This window comes from Paenibacillus paridis (genome assembly GCF_006345825.1).
Lineage (GTDB): Bacteria > Bacillota > Bacilli > Paenibacillales > Paenibacillaceae > Pristimantibacillus > Pristimantibacillus paridis.
In genome coordinates, this window is record NZ_VCIX01000091.1 from 206,930 (window position 1) to 222,970 (window position 16,041).

Sequence of the window (16,041 nt, forward strand, 5' to 3'; positions counted from 1 at the left end):
TGCTGTTATGCGCTTACAGAGTTACGATAAGGAAAGGACAGCTAGTAAGGAGACATGCGTAATGGCAGCTAACGCAACACAACATATACGAAATATCGGTATTTTTGCCCATGTCGATGCGGGGAAAACAACAACAACTGAACAGATTCTTTATCGCAGCGGTCGAATTCGGTCGCTTGGCAGTGTAGATGCCGGCACGGCGCAAACGGATTTTCTCGAGGTTGAGCGCTCCAGAGGCATATCCGTGCGAGCGGCTGCAACGCGCTTCTCCTGGCAGGGCATGACCATTAATCTGGTCGATACGCCCGGGCATGTCGATTTTCTATCCGAGGTTGAACGTTCTTTGCGGGTGATGGACGGAGCGGTGCTCATTCTTTCGGCGGTGGAAGGCGTGCAGGCGCAGACGGAAGTCATTTGGCATGCTTTGCGGGAGCGGAACATTCCAACGCTGATTTACGTGAATAAGCTGGACCGAATCGGTGCAGATCCCATGGGAACGTTGAAGCAAATCAGACGGTTGCTGTCGCCGTTGGCAGCCCCCATTCAGGCTCCGTGTGGAGTAGAGGATACCTTTGCTGGCATAAGCAGCGTATTGAGAGCGGGTAGTGAACCGGAAGAAACAAAAGGGTATTTGCAGCTGCTCGAAGAAACGGTGGCCGAGCAAGAAGAGGCGCTGCTGAATTACTACTTGGAGCACGGTACGCTGCCGATGGAGGAATTGACGGATAGGCTGCCAGCCCTTACGCAAAGCGGAGCGATTTTCCCTGTTCTATTCGGTGCTTCGGGGCGTGGCATCGGAATAGAGTCGCTCATGGAAGCCATGGTTACGCTGCTGCCGGCACCAACCGCGGTAATGGACGGGCCTGTATCGGGCGTCGTATTCCGTATAGAACGGGACTCGGCGATGGGGCGGATCGCCTATGTCCGCTTATATAGCGGTGTGATTCGCAACCGCGATTCGGTATTTAACGAAACACAGCAAATCGAAGAGAAAATTACGCAAATTCGCAAAATTGACGGTCAGAAGGCGGAGGATGTCGGGCTACTGGAGGCGGGGGATATTGCTGCCGTCTGCGGCTGGAACCAAGCGCGTATCGGCGATATTATCGGTTGCTCGGATCATGTTCCGGGCGAGACAAGACTGGCTGTACCGCTTCTGACGGTGCAAGTGCGCTGGAGCAGCGAAGCCGATTATCCGGCTGTCGTAGCCGCACTGCAAGAGCTGGCGGATGAAGATCCGCTGCTTGATCTGCAATGGCTGCAGGAGCAGCGCGAACTGCATCTGAAAGTCATGGGACCGATTCAGATTGAGGTGCTCACTCATCTGCTGAATCACCGCTATGGGCTGAAGGCGGAATTCGGCCAGCCTTCCGTTATATATAAAGAAACGCCTGCTCAAACGGGCGAGGGCTTCATTGCTTATACAATGCCGAAGCCCTGCTGGGCGATTCTTCGCTTTCTCATTGAGCCAGGCGAACGCGGAAGCGGGCTCACCTATAGCGCAGCCGTACGCTCGGAACGCCTGCTTGACCGTTACCAGAACGAGGTGGCTAGAAGCGTTCCGGAAGCGCTGCAGCAAGGGCTTTTTGGCTGGGAAGTCACGGATCTGAAGGTGACGCTGATCGAGGGCGAGCATCATGTGTGGCATACTCATCCGCTCGACTTCGCACTGGCTACGCCGATGGGAATTATGGATGGCTTGTCCCATACAGGGGTAAAGCTGCTGGAGCCGATGCTGTCCTTCCGCCTTTCCGTTCCGGAAGAAAACGGAGGCAAGCTTATGAATGAGTTGATCCTCATGAGGGGGGAATTCGACACCCCGGTCGTCAGACAGGAGAGAATGGAGATCGAAGGGAAGCTGCCTGTCGCCACCTCTCTTGATTTTCCAGCGCGTTTCGGATCGCTCACCAAGGGGCGTGGTGTCTTGGCTACATTTTTCGCGGGGTATCAGGAATGCCCGCCGGACGTATCTGCGGAACGGGTGCGCCGCGGCGTCAATCCGCTGGATCAATCCAAATATATTTTAGCCTTCCGAAATGCGCTTGCCGGCTCGAAATGACGGGTTCGTCATTTATTTGCAAAATTCTACGCGTCTTACCTGCTGCAACCATTATTTGGCGTATACCGTCTAGACTAGGAATGTGTATACTTGGGAGCTTAGAGTGGTCTGGACTTTACCCTTCAAGGAGTAGAATATGAATAAAGTAACAAAAGTTATTTTGTGGACGGTCGTTATCGTTGTGGTCACGGCGTTTGTACTGCTTTGTTTATTTGGCATTATCTTTTTCTCGGGCGTTTGGTTTCGGGATGTTTTTATGCAGAAATAAGGATGAAGGCCTCGGCCTCATGGATACAAAAAACCATTTCAGCGCGCGTGTTTAGCATGCTGAAATGGTTTTTTTAATGCTAGCTATTCATTTGCTCTTACAGAAGCCGCAAGGGCTAAGAAGGATATAGTCGCGCGATGAATACGGTCGATAATAGGCTGCCCGCCGTTTTCGTACTCCGTTAAGCCATGGGCAAGCTCATTGCGCTGCGCACCGCCTACGGAAACCCACTCAGGTGCGTTAACCCCATGAAGGTTGCGAACGATTGCCTGAAGCTGCAGCAGCGAGCTGGTGCCGACGGCTCCGCCTGAGGAGCACATGGAGAGCACGGCTTTTCCGCGGAAATGATCCTGGCCCAGATAATCCAGAGCATTCTTGAGCACGCCGGATACGCTTCCGTGATATTCCGGCGTGGCGAGCACGATGCCGTCCGCCTTCAGCATGCTTTGTTGAAGCTGTTGCACAGCGGCATGGTCGTGATCGATCCCATCAGGTGAATAGAATGGAAGCGGATGTTCAAATAAATCATGCAGCATGACGGTGTGCCCCTTCTGAGTAATAAGCTGGCCTACAATAGCAGCAAGCTGTGTGCTGGTAGCGGCATGCCGGTTGCTTCCGGTTAGGATTGCGATGTTCATGGGTAATTTTCCTTTCATCCATTGATTTCATTGTCTCTATTTTACCATTCTCTTCTGTTGATAGCGTCAGCAATCGGACTGAATTTAAATATTTGGACGGGCTTCTTGGATTATATATCCTTTTGGATATAGCAAGCTTGTGCTTTTGGCATAAACTATGGTATAGTACAACAAAATTAATTATCGGATCACGCCAGTGAAGAGAATCCAACTCGGAGGCGTTCTCGTCAAGGGGAGGCAGCAACCTCCCCCTAAGTTTACCGGGCCCGCCCGTTACAGCGGAACAAAGAGGATCGGACAGTGCGTCTGTTCGGTCAATTTGGGTGGCACCGCGAGTACAAAAAACGCTCCTCGTCCCATAGGGATGAGGGCGTTTTTTGTGTTTTTCTAACGAAAAGGAGCGCGGTATCATGTTGGACATGAAATGGATCAGAGCAAATCAGGAGCAAGTACAGACAGTAGCCAATCAGAAGGGAATTCAGATTTCGATTGCTGAGCTGCTGCTGAAGGACGAGAAGAAGCGTTTGCTGCAGCAGGAAACAGAGGTTTTCCGTGCCGAGCGCAACAAGCTGTCGAATCAGATTGGCAGGCTGGTAAAGCAAGGGGCTCATAGCGAAGTGGAGCAGATTAGGCAAAGGGTAAAGGAATCGAATGAAAAGCTGGCAGTTCTGGAGACGGAGCTTGTCCGCGCTGAAGAACAGGTTGCCGAGCTGATGGTTTTGGTGCCGAACATCGTATCGCCAGATACGCCGGGGGGGCGATCGGATGCAGATAATGTGGAACGGAGACGGGTGGGCGAGGCGCCAAGCTTTGCCTTTGAGACCCGTGACCATATGGAGCTCGGTGAGCTTCATGAAATGGTTGACGTGCAGCGCGGGGTCAAAGCGGCGGGTAGCCGCAATTATTACTTGAAGGGTGCAGGAGTGCTGCTCCACCGCGCTGTTCAGCAGCTGGCCATCGATTTGCTATTGCGGAAAGGGTACACGCTGCTGGATGTCCCGTTGATGGTTCGTACCGAAGCGATGAACCATACCGGATTTTTTCCGCTAGGGGAGGATCAGACCTACCGAATTGCGAATGAGGATAAATGGCTGGTTGGTACCTCGGAGGTGCCGCTTATTACCTTTCATGCCAACGAAATCGTCGAGGCGGATGTACCAATTAAGTTGGCAGCTGCTTCGAACTGCTTCCGCAGCGAAGTAGGCTCGGCAGGAAGGGATGTTCATGGCTTGTATCGTGTCCATCAATTTGCAAAGGTGGAGCAGGTCATTATATGCAAAGCGGATCCGGAGCTCTCGGAGCGGCTGCTTCAGGAGATTACGGCAAATGCCGAGGAGCTGCTTCAGCTATTGGAGCTGCCTTACCGCGTAATGGCCGTTTGTACGGGAGATATGTCGCAAAAAACCTATAAACAATACGACATTGAGACGTGGATGCCCAGCCGCGGGGCTTATGGGGAAACGCATTCGTCGTCGAACCTGCATGATTTCCAGGCGCGGCGCTCGAATATCCGCTACCGAGCCGAGGATGGCACGCTCCTGTACTGCCATACGCTCAATAATACAGCGGTAGCAAGCCCGCGCATCCTGATTCCGTTGCTGGAGAACCATCAGCAGGAAGACGGTTCGATTCATATTCCGGCAGCGCTTCGGCCTTATATGAACGGCATGGAGCGGCTTATGGTTACCTAATAAGAAAAGTGCGGTTAGAAATGGTGCGCAGCACATCCTAACCGCACGTTCCTGCACTTGTTATATTTTTCTCCCCATATGGAGTGCCTTTGTATGCACAAATATGCAGGATTCATAACGGTATAACGCTCTAAAAAATTTTCATTCCTGGTGTTTGGTTTTTAGTAATAATACGGTTTTCTTCCTTCATCATTTGTTTTCTGTGACCCGCCTATGGAATGAATTTCGCTGTCTTACGATTGATTTAAAATGAATATTAGAATTTAAAGCTGCAATGAAGAGAGTAGACCGTTTTGAAGTAACGTAGAATCCGTCCATGCGGCCTTGCTCTTCCCGTACAAAGTCTCACGAAAACAATGAACCTAGCTGACACCGTGACCTTTAAATCATAATCTCCCTGCGCTGTACTAACACATGATTATCCTCTGTACAACATATATAGATGGAATTTCTCCCGCTAAAATATCAAAATTCGATTGGCAAACGAATTAGCTGGATTTTGTCCTGTTAATCTAGACGATTTCCAGCATTATCGACTAATTTATTGGAATTAGAGGGATAAATTCCTTCTAAACACCTCTATAATCCAAAATTCAATAAAGTAACGGGAGAAATTCCAGCTAATTCGGAAGTGGAAGGAAATAGAACAAAGTTTATTAACCATTTTTCTCTTTAAATTCATAACAAAAAGAGCTCCTACAATCAGAGCTCTTTGACTGATGATAATCACTTTAAGCGCCTGTCCAACGTATCCTAAATCCAACTATGGGTTAAACGCCTGCCTTGGGAAGAGGGATGCCTTGAGCGATAAGGCCAACGCCTTCCGCGCAAACGCCGTACTTTTCCCATGGGCAAGTGGTACAGAGGCTGCTAATATCAGCAGGTACCATAACAGCAGCTACGCGGCTGCAAATCGCCTGCCAGCTGTCCCGCTCGCCTGTACGAAGCCCTAGCTTTGCAAGCACCGCTTCATCTAGCCCATAGACCGTGCCTTCGCAATGATAGGCTTTGTCCGGCGGATAAGCACGGCAAACGTCATCCGGACCTAGTATAATTTCAACCTCAGTGTCGGGTTTCGTGCGCAGCGTCTCGTAAATAATGGTCATATTCGCGCAAAAGTCCTCCGAATACCCCATGCCCCGAAAGCCGAGAAGGCATAGCAGATGGTGGCCGCGCAATCGTATCGTCATCGCTGTACCGCTCCTTATGCTAAAAAAGAATATGTTAACCATTTTAGCATAAGTAGAAGTTTACATATAGAGTGGTTTACTTAGGCGACGACGGTTAGTGGCTCAAGTATTGGTCTTGAATGACCTTCCAGTGATGAAGCTCATGTCCAGCAATAATATAGGCTAAAGCTCTAGCTGAGATCGGAGCGTCGTTTGCTGTTCCAATCCGCTGCCAAGCCTCTTCGGATAAGCCGCGCAGTAGCGTAAGCGTTGCTTTACGGACCGAGATATAATCCTCGATGACTTGGGATAAAGTCCATTCTTGAAACGAGGACCCGCTCATAAATTCGTCCTGATCATAACCGGCAAGAGGCGTTTGGTCACCGCGCGCGATGCGAAGCAGGCGATAGGCCATGACGCGCTCATTATCGGAGATATGTCCAATTACCTCTTTCAACGTCCACTTTCCCTCGGCATAACGATAGTTGGACTGCTGTTCGGGAATGTCGGAGAGCAGTTCTGTCGTGCTTGTCAGCTGCTTCGTTAAAATTTCAATGATTGATTCTTCTCCAACCAAACCAACATATTGCTCATAGTAAGGCAAATATTCTTCTCTAGACGGTCTCTGCGGCATGTGTGCAGCCTCCTACTCAAATTAAAAAGCATAGTTTCTTCCAAAAGCATTTACTCTCTTTATCGGTTATCCGGTCCGTTTTTTATAGCGGTATTGTCCAGGCGTCATCCCTTCCTGTTTGCGGAAGGAGCGAATGAAATTTTGCGAGTTGTTGTAACAAAGCTTGGCGGCAATGTCCTTAATGGGCATATCGCTGTCTTCGAGCCATTTCTTTGCCATCTGGAATCGGTATATCGTCAAATACTCGCTGAACGAATAACCCGTTTCCTTCCGGAAAACGCTGCTCAAATAATTCGCATTATAATGAAGGTGCGAAGCGCATTCCTCTAGCGTGAGATCGGTATCGAATTGATGCTGCACAAGATCGATGATTTTCTCGGAAATGTTATGGTACTGCGCTTCCTGGCGGTCCTTGAAAATTTTAACCAATGGATAAACGACTCTAGTCCAGAACCAGTCATCGATTTCTGCCGTGGTATGAAGTTCCAGCAGCTCCTCCAGCAGCGACCCCTTCCTAGGGTGGATCTGAGTTAAGCTAACACCGGATTCCTGCATAATAATCAGCAGGTTGTTGAGCAGCCGGGCAAGGGGGATTTGATATTCCTGCGGTGACAATTCAATTGCGAATACCGCTTGCAGGAAAGTGCGAAGCAGCTCCTTCGCCCTGTCTTTGTCGGCCAGTTTGATGGCATCCATAAGCTCATTCTCCAGATGGGCTGGATAGTTGAGATTCAAATAATGCTTGCCCTCGTTCACGTTCTCATACTGGATGATGATGCCCTCGCCTAATTTGATTCGATGCTTGAGCGCCTCGAGCCCTTCCCTATATGCGATAGCAAGCGAGGAGAAGGAAGAGAACGGCAGACTCATGCCGATGCTGACCTGAACGTTCAAATAGCTTGTAATCTGCTGCTGAAGATGCTCGGTCAATGCGTATTTGGCATTATGGAAAGCCTTGGAATCGGTCTCTGCGCTTCCGATAATCGTGACGATCGTTTGATCCATAATTATAGGCGCAAGGCGCAGATCGGACGGGATGAGCTCCTCAAGCATGTTATGCACGGCAAAAAGCAGCAGCTCCAGGTCGTTTTTGGAGTAGCGGCTGTGATCGGGAAAATCAATTTGGAGCGTAATGGCCGCCATCGTTCTCCACGCTTTCAGCTGCTGGCTGTAGCCGAATTGCTCTAGCCGCTCGGAAATTTCACTAGGCTTGACCGTCCCTTGGAAGACCTTCACGAAGAAGAAGGTACGAACCTGCTGGAGGTGTTGATGTACTTCTTTCTCCAGCGCGGTCTTGGACTGGAAGAGATGCGCGACACGCTCGCCGATCGCTTGGAACTCATTGGTGTTCCGCTTCCGAATATCCGTTGGACGTTCGCCGATCTGGTTCAGGAGCAGCTGGATGGGCGAGTACATGCGGCGTGAGCCGATCCATGCCAGAAGCATAGATAGCAGAAGCATAAACAGGCATACGTAGAGAGTATACGTGCCAATCTTGTTGGATTCCTTCGTCATGGCAGCAATGGAGGTCGTTGATAAATAAGTCCAGCCATTAAGCTCGGAGCGGTAGTAGGTCACGGAGTAATTTTTTTGCTCCACGGCAGTCGTAAATTGACCGGAGGATTCGCCTAATTGCTCGGGCAATATTCCGCTTACGGCTATCGGCTTGCCAATTAGGGAATGATCCTGGTGCAGCAAAATACGGTTCTGATCGTCCAGAATCATAATATTGGAGAAATGATCACCCTTATTGTCGAGAAGCTCCTGCAGACTGCAGGTCGGTATATTGGCAAGTGCCAAGCCGTACTTTTCAAGTCCGTTCGTCGGCAGCTTCTTGACGAGGCTGATGCTGTAGGCGCAGGCTTCGCTTCCGGCGGCTTCCTCGCTATAAAACCATTTGGACGGATTCAGCACCCAAGTGGTGCCTTCAGCAACTTGCATCAAACCGGATAGCTGTTCATAATAAGCATACTGCTCGAAGGAATAGAGACCTGAGTTTTTGATCATCCAATTGTGGCGTTCATTGATCAGCACCACATCCTCGAGCTTGGTGTCGAAGGATTGCATATGCCGAATTTCGCTTCTAAGGTCGTCGTACATGACAAACTCATTAACCGTTAAGGGCTGGTTCATCGCTTTTCTCAGCACGGTCGAGTTAATGACCTGATTTAGCGTATGGTTGACAGTCGTTAATTTCTGCTCTACATTTGAATTAATTTGCATAATCAGCTGCATTTTTCCTGAGTTTACATTTTTCTGGATTTCGTTGGAAGAAGTTGCGTAAGAGAAGGCGCCAATAAAAATAACCGGCAGCGTGCTGAGCAGAAAGCCGTAGATCGTCATTTTGCTTAAGAAGGTTAAGGACCGCACAGCTATCAACACCTTATCTGGGAATGAGAGAGCATTAGCTTTATTTTAGTAAACGCATACATTTTGGGCAATAATCATCTGGCTTGCAGATGATCATTTCCTTAGATTATGAGCAGAAAAGGCTGATAACACAAGGAGGATTACCGTTGGGAAATGATTCTTCGCAAGCTAGGCCAATTGCTGCCGTGCGTATTCTTGCTGCGCTGCTTATTCTCTTTCTATGCTCCTCCTGTGCATCGTCTAACGCCGGGAACCAGAACGAAAGCAGCAGCTTACCCGTCATTTCCATTATGGCGCCGCTTCATTTTCCCCACCCGCCAAGCCAGGAAATCATTGCGCAAGTCGAAGCTTTGGCGAAAGTGAAGCTGGATATCAATTGGGTCCCCGATGGCATTTATACAGATAAAATGAACACGGCGTTGTCCACAAACTCATTGAAGAAGGCGACGTTTGTGAAGCATACGGACTATATTTTCGTGAAAAATGCGATCCGTTCCGGCTCGTTTTGGGAAATTGGCTCCTATTTGGAGAGGTTCCCGAATTTAAGGCATCTGGACGCAGGCATACTTGCACAAGCTGCGATTGACGGGCAGGTGTTCGGGTTATACACGGAACGTCCTTCATCAAGGCAAGGCATTATTATTAGGCAGGATTGGCTTGAAGCATTAAAGCTGGGCAAGCCGGAAACGCTGGAGGACCTCTATGAGGTCATCAAGCAGTTTACGCTAGGAGATCCGGATGGCAACGGCCAGCAGGATACAGTTGGGCTTGCGGATCGGAATGACTTGGTGTTTGGCGCATTTAAGACGCTAAGCTCTTATTTCGGTACGCCTAACAACTGGGGCATTGTAGACAAGAAGGTTATTCCGGAGTTTGAAACCGCGCCGTATCTGGAGACGATGAACTTCATGAAGCGGCTGTATGATGAGAAGCTGATGAACGCGGATTTTGCGGTAACAAGCAAAGAGATGCAGCGGGACCAAATTATCCGCGGAGCCGCTGGCGTTTATATTGGAAGCATGACCGACGTGCAGCGTCTGTCAGACGAGGCAAAGCAGCTTAACCCAAAGGCTCGTTTTACGCTGGTGAACAGAATCCAAGGGCCCGGAGGCGGCTACCGTATCTGGTCGATTCCCAACTATAACGGTCTCTATTTATTTTCGAAAAAGGCGATCCGTACGGAAGCGGAATTGCTGGAGCAGTTGGCCTTCTTCGACCGCACCATGGACAAAGAGCTGGCTAATTTGATGCGATACGGAATCGAAGGAAAGCATTATACGTTGAACGGTGAGAAGGTTCAGCTTCCTGAAGCAACCTCGCAGCTTCGTGTTACGGAGGTAAATGCGCTCTACCCGCTCATGATTGCGGATCTGAGTAACCCTAACCTGCTAAAAGTAGCTGAGAAGGAGTCCATGTGGGAGCTGGCAGAGCGTCTGAGTGCGGACAATGATAAATTTATCGTCAAAGATCCGACGATTGGCTTGGAATCCAAGACATACGATGAGAAAAGCATGGAGCTGAACAAAATCATCTCCGATGCTACCTACAAATATATACTTGGCCAAATTAGCGCCGATGGCTTCTATCAGGAGGTTGACCGCTGGAAGCGCAGTGGCGGCAGTCAGATGATGGCTGAGTATACGGATGCTTATTTTAAGAGGGAATGAGGTTTCATTTGATCAGAAGCTTCGGCTTAGCAAATAAGAGCAGTCTGGACCGTCCGTTAGGGCAGGCAGACTGCTCTTATTTGCTTGCCTATTCGGAAGAGAACAACGGAATGGAATCGGGACAAAATACATATTATGAGCATAAAGTTGCATATCATATGTCGATTTATGTTAATATACTAATACTTTTGTCTCATTTAATCGGATTTTGTTCAGAAAATGTACAGCGGCATTTTATATAATAAAAATAATGTAAGTAATTCATCCTATATCCTAATCTAGACAACATGGAGTGTGACTTGAAATGAAAACAGAAATTTTCAAAGAAATACATAAGTTTAGCCATGACGATGAGTGGAGATACCGATTGCTTATTAGAGGTCTTCAAAGCATTCAGGAAGAGAAAAAAAGCCAAGGCTTCTTCAAGAAGCTAGAGAGACGGTTCGTTCGAAAATATAAGAGGATCAAAGTTTCCGCATGGAAATAAACATATAAGTAGCGAAAGTTAACCGAGGGTGAAGAACAATCTTCATCCTTTTTTGCGTTGTCATCAAATCCACTTGGACGAACATGAATATAAGCACGTGCCGGTTCAGGTGTCATTTTCTTCAGCGATAATCATTCCTTCAGATGAGTCGCGGAAAGCGCCTGAGATGAGGGAATGATTGTTTCGGCACCATCAATCGGCATGGTAGCTTGAAGGCGTAGCAACCAAAACGTAAATGGAGGTCAACGCTGTATGAAGAAAAAATCGTTTTCGATTCTGATGGGCGTGGTTTTGACATTTAGCTTGCTGCTCGCCGCTTGCTCGGGTGGCAACAAGGCCGGGAGCAATAATCCTTCAACGGCGCCAAGCAATGACAGCGGGGAAAAGACAGCAGAGACGGCCAAGCCGGCAGAACCGGAGAAGCCTACAGAAATTACGATCATGCTTCCGCTTAATATCGCGGAGACTCCACCGGATACGATTAAGAACGAGCTGGAGAAGCTGACGAATACGAAGCTTACGTACCAGTTCTTCCCGGCAGACACGTACGAAGAGAAGCTCAATGCTTCCTTCGCTACAGGCTCGCTGCCGCAGGTAACGTATCTGAAAAATCAGGCGACCTTCGTACAAATGAAAGAAGCGATCCGCGAAGGGCAGTTCTGGGAAATCGGGCCGTATTTGAGCGAGTTCCCGAACCTAGGCAAGCTTAAGGAAGAGATCTTGAACAATACGAAGGTGGACGGCAAGCTGTACTCCGTTTATATCGGCAGGCCGCTCGCTCGCCAAGGCATTATATACCGCAAGGACTGGGCGGATAAGATGGGCATTGCCGCACCGGCCAATGTAGATGAGCTGTTTGCGATGATGGAGAAATATACGACGGGCGATCCGGACGGAAATGGCAAGTCGGATACGATTGGGCTGGCTGACCGCAATGATCTTATCTATGGCGCTTTCAAAACGGTATCCGCGTGGTTCGGTACCCCTAACGGGTGGGGAGAAAGAGAGGGCCTGCTTGTACCTGATTTTACGACTCCGGAATATACGGCAACGATGGATTATATCAAAAAAATCCGTGATGCCAAGCTGATGAACGTGGATTTTGCGGCGACAAGCAAAACGGATCAAGTCAATATGTTCACAAGCGGCAAGGCTGGCGTCTATATCGGCTCCATGCAGGATGTCGATTCCCTTGTGAAGGATCTGGTCAAAAACGTACCGACAGCCGTCGTAGATACGCACAGCATGGTTGCCGGCCCGCAAGGGCAATTGGCCTCTTGGTCAATTCCGGGTTACAACAATGTAGCGCTATTCCCGAAATCAGCGATTAAGGATGAAGCGGAATTGAAGAAGATTTTGGCTTTCTTCGACAAGCTGATGACGCCGGAAGTATCCAATGTGATGTACTGGGGAATTGAAGGCACTCATTACACGGTCGTAGACGGCAAAGCTAAAGCTTCTTCAGATAAAGAGCTGACTGAGCGCGAGGTGAAAGGCTACAAGGACAGCGTCATTGGCGAGCCGGAAACAAACGGCATGTACGAGGGCTATCATGAGCTTCCTGCCCGTATTCATGCGGAGCAATTGATTATAGAAAACGAGAAGATAGCGGTAGCCGACCCTACTGCGGCGCTGGATTCGCCAACGTATACGGAAAAAGGAACGGGGCTGCAGGATTTGATCAAGGATGCGACCTACAAATATATTTACGGCTCGATCGACAAGGTCGGGTTCGATAAAGCGGTAGAGGACTGGAAGAAACGCGGCGGGGCTCAAATTATCGAAGAGTATAATGCAGCCTACAAGAAATAGACCGCAGCGCGAGCTGCAAGCCTAATAGCGAAGCCTTGGAGATTGCGCGGATGTCCGGGCAATCTCCAAAACCTCCGGTGGAAAGGAAGATCCCGTATGCAGGAAACGGTAATTCAGCAGGCAAGGGTGCCACAGCCTCGAACTAGCGAGCTTAAGAAGCGTCTATGGAAAAATAAATGGCTCTATGTCATGCTGCTGCCGGGAGTGTTCTATTTTATTATTTTCAAATATATTCCGATGCTTGGTCTTGCGATTGCCTTTCAGGATTATAAGCCTTTCAAAGGGATTGGCGGTAGCAATTGGGTTGGTCTCAAGCATTTCGAGCGGCTCTTCACGGAGCCCGACTTCTTGAACATCTTGGCCAATACGCTTCTGTTGTTTGGCATGAACCTTTTATTCTTTTTTCCGGTTCCGATTATTTTGGCGTTAATGCTGAATGAGGTACGGTTATCATTTTTCAAAAGAACGTTTCAGACGCTTGTTTATTTGCCTCACTTTATGTCATGGGTCATTATCGTGTCGATTAGCTTCGTGATGCTGACGTCGGACGGCGGAATTGTGAATGAGCTGCTTGCGTATTTTGGATTCGAAAAAGTCAATTTCCTGCTCAGTCCCGAGTGGTTCAGGCCAACGTATATCATTCAGGTCATCTGGCGGGAAGCGGGTTGGGGAACGATTATATATTTGGCGGCTATCGCTTCTGTTGATCCGGGCTTGTATGAGGCAGCCCGCATGGACGGGGCCGGCCGGCTCAGGCAGGTGTGGCATATTACGCTGCCGGCGATCCGGAGCGTCATCATTATTTTGCTCATTTTGAAAATTGGAGATGTGCTGGAGCTCGGTTTTGAGCATGTCTATCTGCTGCTGAATTCCATGAATCGGGATGTTGCCGAAATCATTGATACGTATGTATATACGGCAGGGCTGCGGCAGGGCCAGTTCAGCTACAGCACCGCGATCGGCTTCTTCAAATCGTTTATCGGTCTCGTGCTCGTCATGGCAGCGAATCGTCTGGCGAAGAAGATGGGCGAGGAAGGCGTGTATTAAGCTTGGGCGTTGCAACAAAAACTTAGGGAGGGTTCAGCATGGTAGAGGACAAAACGCTCAGCGGCAGGCTTTTTTCGATAGTGAACTTTACGCTACTTGCCATTATAGCGCTTGTGACGGTGCTTCCGTTCCTGCATGTCGTTGCCGGATCGTTCACGACAAGCGCCGAAATGGCGATGAAAAAGTTCATCCTCGTGCCAACCATTTGGAGCTTTGACGCCTATAAATTTATTTTTTCGACCAATACGATCTTCCGCGCTATGTTGGTATCAACGTTGATTACGCTGTTCGGTACGGTATTCAGCATGCTGACCACAGCGCTGATGGCGTACGGGCTCTCGCGCAGGGATCTCGATGGGCGCAAGGCCATCATGTTTCTGGTCGTCTTTACGATGCTGTTCAGCGGAGGACTGATTCCGACGTTCCTGGTCGTGCGGGAGATGGGGCTGATCGACAGCTATGCTGCGCTCATCATTCCTTCGGCGATCAGCGCATTTAACCTTATTATTTTGAAAAACTTCTTTCAAAATATTCCCGAAGGCTTGGAGGAATCGGCAAAAATCGATGGCTGCAGCGATTTTGGCATTTTGTTCCGCATCGTGCTGCCGCTGTCGATGCCTGCGATCGCAACGATTTCCCTTTTTTATGCGGTCACCTACTGGAATACGTATTTGAGCGCTATCTTATATTTGGATGACAGCGCTAAATGGCCGATCCAGGTGCTGCTGCGCCAGATCGTTGTCCTTGCGAGCGGGCTGGATTACAGCTCCGATTTGGATGCTGCCGTGCCTCCGCCCGACCAAACGGTGAAGATGGCGGTTATCGTGGTGGCTACGCTGCCGATTCTTATCGTCTATCCGTTCCTCCAGAAGCATTTTGCCAAAGGCGCGATGCTTGGTTCCATTAAGGGCTAATGCCGAGAGAGTATGCGTATGCTGACCAAAAAAAGAAGAGGTGCTCAACGATGACGGAAAATTCAACGATAGCTTCGCCGATAGAATGGGCAAGAGCGGCTTGCGATTCTTTAATGGACGCCTACTTGCCGGAGGAGCTTCCGCCTGCAAGGCGCTGGCATTACCATCAGGGCGTGTTTCTTTGCGGCATGGAGCTGCTCTGGCAGGCAGGCGGTGATGACCGCTACGCAGCCTACATCAAGCGATATGTGGATCAGCTGGTTGATGATCACGGCAATTTCGATTTCGCTCGCGATGAGCTGGATGCGATTCAGGCAGGATTGCTGCTGTTCCGTTTGGATCAGGAGGGCGGCAGCCGAAAGTACCGCATCGCAGCTGATAAGCTCCGCAGCCTGTTCCATACGCTGAACCGCACCTCGGAGGGCGGCTTCTGGCATAAGGACAAGTATGCCTACAATATGTGGCTGGATGGCTTGTATATGGGCGGCGTATTTGCGCTCAAATATGCTAACGCTTATGGCGAACCGGATTTGCGCACGATGGTCCTGCGCCAAGAGCGGCTCATGCGGCAGCATATGAAGGACGAGCGGACAAGACTGCTTTATCATGCGTGGGATGAGAGCAAGCAGATGCCTTGGGCTGATCCCGAAACGGGCTGCTCGCCCGAGTTCTGGGCAAGGTCGCTCGGCTGGTACGGGCTGGCGTTAGCGCAGTTCATGGATGAAATCTCCGAAGGAGCTGAAGGGCGTGCCGAGCTGGAATCAGCGCTGTCTGAGTTCTCGACGGCGTTAATTAGGTATCAGGATGCCACGAGCGGCTTGTGGTACCAGGTTGTGGACAAAGGGCATTTACCGGATAATTGGCTGGAAACGTCGGGAACCTGCTTGTTTGTATATACGCTTGCGAAAGCTTATAAGCTCGGGCTAATCGGCGAGGAAGGCTTAGCTGCGGCAAGGCGAGGATTTGAGGGACTTGTGAGCGTGACGAAGTCAGACGAACAAGGGCGGTTGGTTCTGCCGGATATTTGCATTGGCACTTCGGCGGGCGATTATGAAAGCTACGTGACGCGGCCAACTTGCGAAAATGATTTGCATGGCGTCGGCGCCTTCGTGATGGCCTGCGTGGAAATGGAAGCTTTGATGGCGCAAGATGCCGATAGGGCGACTTTGGAGTGAAAAAAAGATTGGTGCGCAGGCTCCTTCCAAGCAGCAGTGCCTTGCATGGAACATTCTGAATCATAACGAAGAAGCCTTCCAACTGACATCTTCGTCGGTTAGAAGGCTTC

At 49.7% G+C, this 16,041-nt stretch carries 13 protein-coding genes; 9 read left to right on the forward strand and 4 right to left on the reverse strand.

Going from position 1 to position 16,041, the window contains the following annotated elements:
• The first annotated feature begins 61 nt into the window (after positions 1-61).
• Positions 62-2,059 (forward strand): GTP-binding protein, encoded by a 1,998-nt coding sequence (locus FJQ58_RS21000; RefSeq protein ID WP_139996771.1) that lies wholly within the window; start codon positions 62-64, stop codon positions 2,057-2,059.
• Between the two features lie 136 nt (positions 2,060-2,195).
• Positions 2,196-2,327: a hypothetical protein gene (locus FJQ58_RS33240; protein ID WP_274382336.1), complete on the forward strand. Its 132-nt coding sequence runs from the start codon at positions 2,196-2,198 to the stop codon at positions 2,325-2,327.
• 83 nt (positions 2,328-2,410) lie between these two features.
• Here the strand turns inward: FJQ58_RS33240 and FJQ58_RS21005 are convergent, their stop codons facing one another.
• Positions 2,411-2,965, reverse strand: a complete 555-nt coding sequence (locus FJQ58_RS21005) for an NADPH-dependent FMN reductase (protein WP_139996772.1) — start codon at positions 2,963-2,965, stop codon at positions 2,411-2,413.
• Between the two features lie 410 nt (positions 2,966-3,375).
• Between FJQ58_RS21005 and serS the strand changes: the two genes are divergently transcribed.
• The gene (gene serS / locus FJQ58_RS21010; protein WP_139996773.1) at positions 3,376-4,656 is read left to right on the forward strand and encodes a serine--tRNA ligase; all 1,281 of its coding nucleotides are present in this window, start codon (positions 3,376-3,378) and stop codon (positions 4,654-4,656) included.
• A gap of 770 nt (positions 4,657-5,426) precedes the next feature.
• Here the strand turns inward: serS and FJQ58_RS21015 are convergent.
• The 3 genes from FJQ58_RS21015 to FJQ58_RS21025 all read right to left on the reverse strand — a co-directional run bounded on the left by FJQ58_RS21015 (position 5,427) and on the right by FJQ58_RS21025 (position 8,829).
• Entirely contained in the window at positions 5,427-5,846 is a 420-nt protein-coding gene (locus tag FJQ58_RS21015) for a DUF1284 domain-containing protein (protein WP_139996774.1), read from the reverse strand.
• Positions 5,847-5,940: 94 nt separating this feature from the next.
• Positions 5,941-6,459 (reverse strand): DinB family protein, encoded by a 519-nt coding sequence (locus tag FJQ58_RS21020; protein ID WP_139996775.1) that lies wholly within the window; start codon positions 6,457-6,459, stop codon positions 5,941-5,943.
• A 66-nt stretch (positions 6,460-6,525) separates the two neighbouring features.
• The gene (locus FJQ58_RS21025) at positions 6,526-8,829 is read right to left on the reverse strand and encodes an AraC family transcriptional regulator (RefSeq protein ID WP_139996776.1); all 2,304 of its coding nucleotides are present in this window, start codon (positions 8,827-8,829) and stop codon (positions 6,526-6,528) included.
• Between the two features lie 146 nt (positions 8,830-8,975).
• Here FJQ58_RS21025 and FJQ58_RS21030 point away from each other — a divergent pair, with 146 nt between their 5' ends.
• The 6 genes from FJQ58_RS21030 (at position 8,976) to FJQ58_RS21055 (ending at position 15,931) form a co-directional block, all read left to right on the forward strand.
• Entirely contained in the window at positions 8,976-10,496 is a 1,521-nt protein-coding gene (locus tag FJQ58_RS21030) for an extracellular solute-binding protein (RefSeq protein ID WP_238404223.1), read from the forward strand.
• A 304-nt stretch (positions 10,497-10,800) separates the two neighbouring features.
• Positions 10,801-10,983: a hypothetical protein gene (locus FJQ58_RS21035; RefSeq protein WP_139996778.1), complete on the forward strand. Its 183-nt coding sequence runs from the start codon at positions 10,801-10,803 to the stop codon at positions 10,981-10,983.
• 252 nt (positions 10,984-11,235) lie between these two features.
• Positions 11,236-12,795: an extracellular solute-binding protein gene (locus tag FJQ58_RS21040; RefSeq protein ID WP_139996779.1), complete on the forward strand. Its 1,560-nt coding sequence runs from the start codon at positions 11,236-11,238 to the stop codon at positions 12,793-12,795.
• 96 nt (positions 12,796-12,891) lie between these two features.
• Entirely contained in the window at positions 12,892-13,842 is a 951-nt protein-coding gene (locus FJQ58_RS21045; protein WP_139996780.1) for an ABC transporter permease, read from the forward strand.
• Between the two features lie 38 nt (positions 13,843-13,880).
• On the forward strand, positions 13,881-14,756 hold the full coding sequence (locus FJQ58_RS21050) for a carbohydrate ABC transporter permease (RefSeq protein WP_139996781.1): 876 nt from the start codon (positions 13,881-13,883) through the stop codon (positions 14,754-14,756).
• Between the two features lie 50 nt (positions 14,757-14,806).
• Positions 14,807-15,931 (forward strand): glycoside hydrolase family 88/105 protein, encoded by a 1,125-nt coding sequence (locus tag FJQ58_RS21055; RefSeq protein WP_139996782.1) that lies wholly within the window; start codon positions 14,807-14,809, stop codon positions 15,929-15,931.
• Positions 15,932-16,041: the final 110 nt, after the last annotated feature.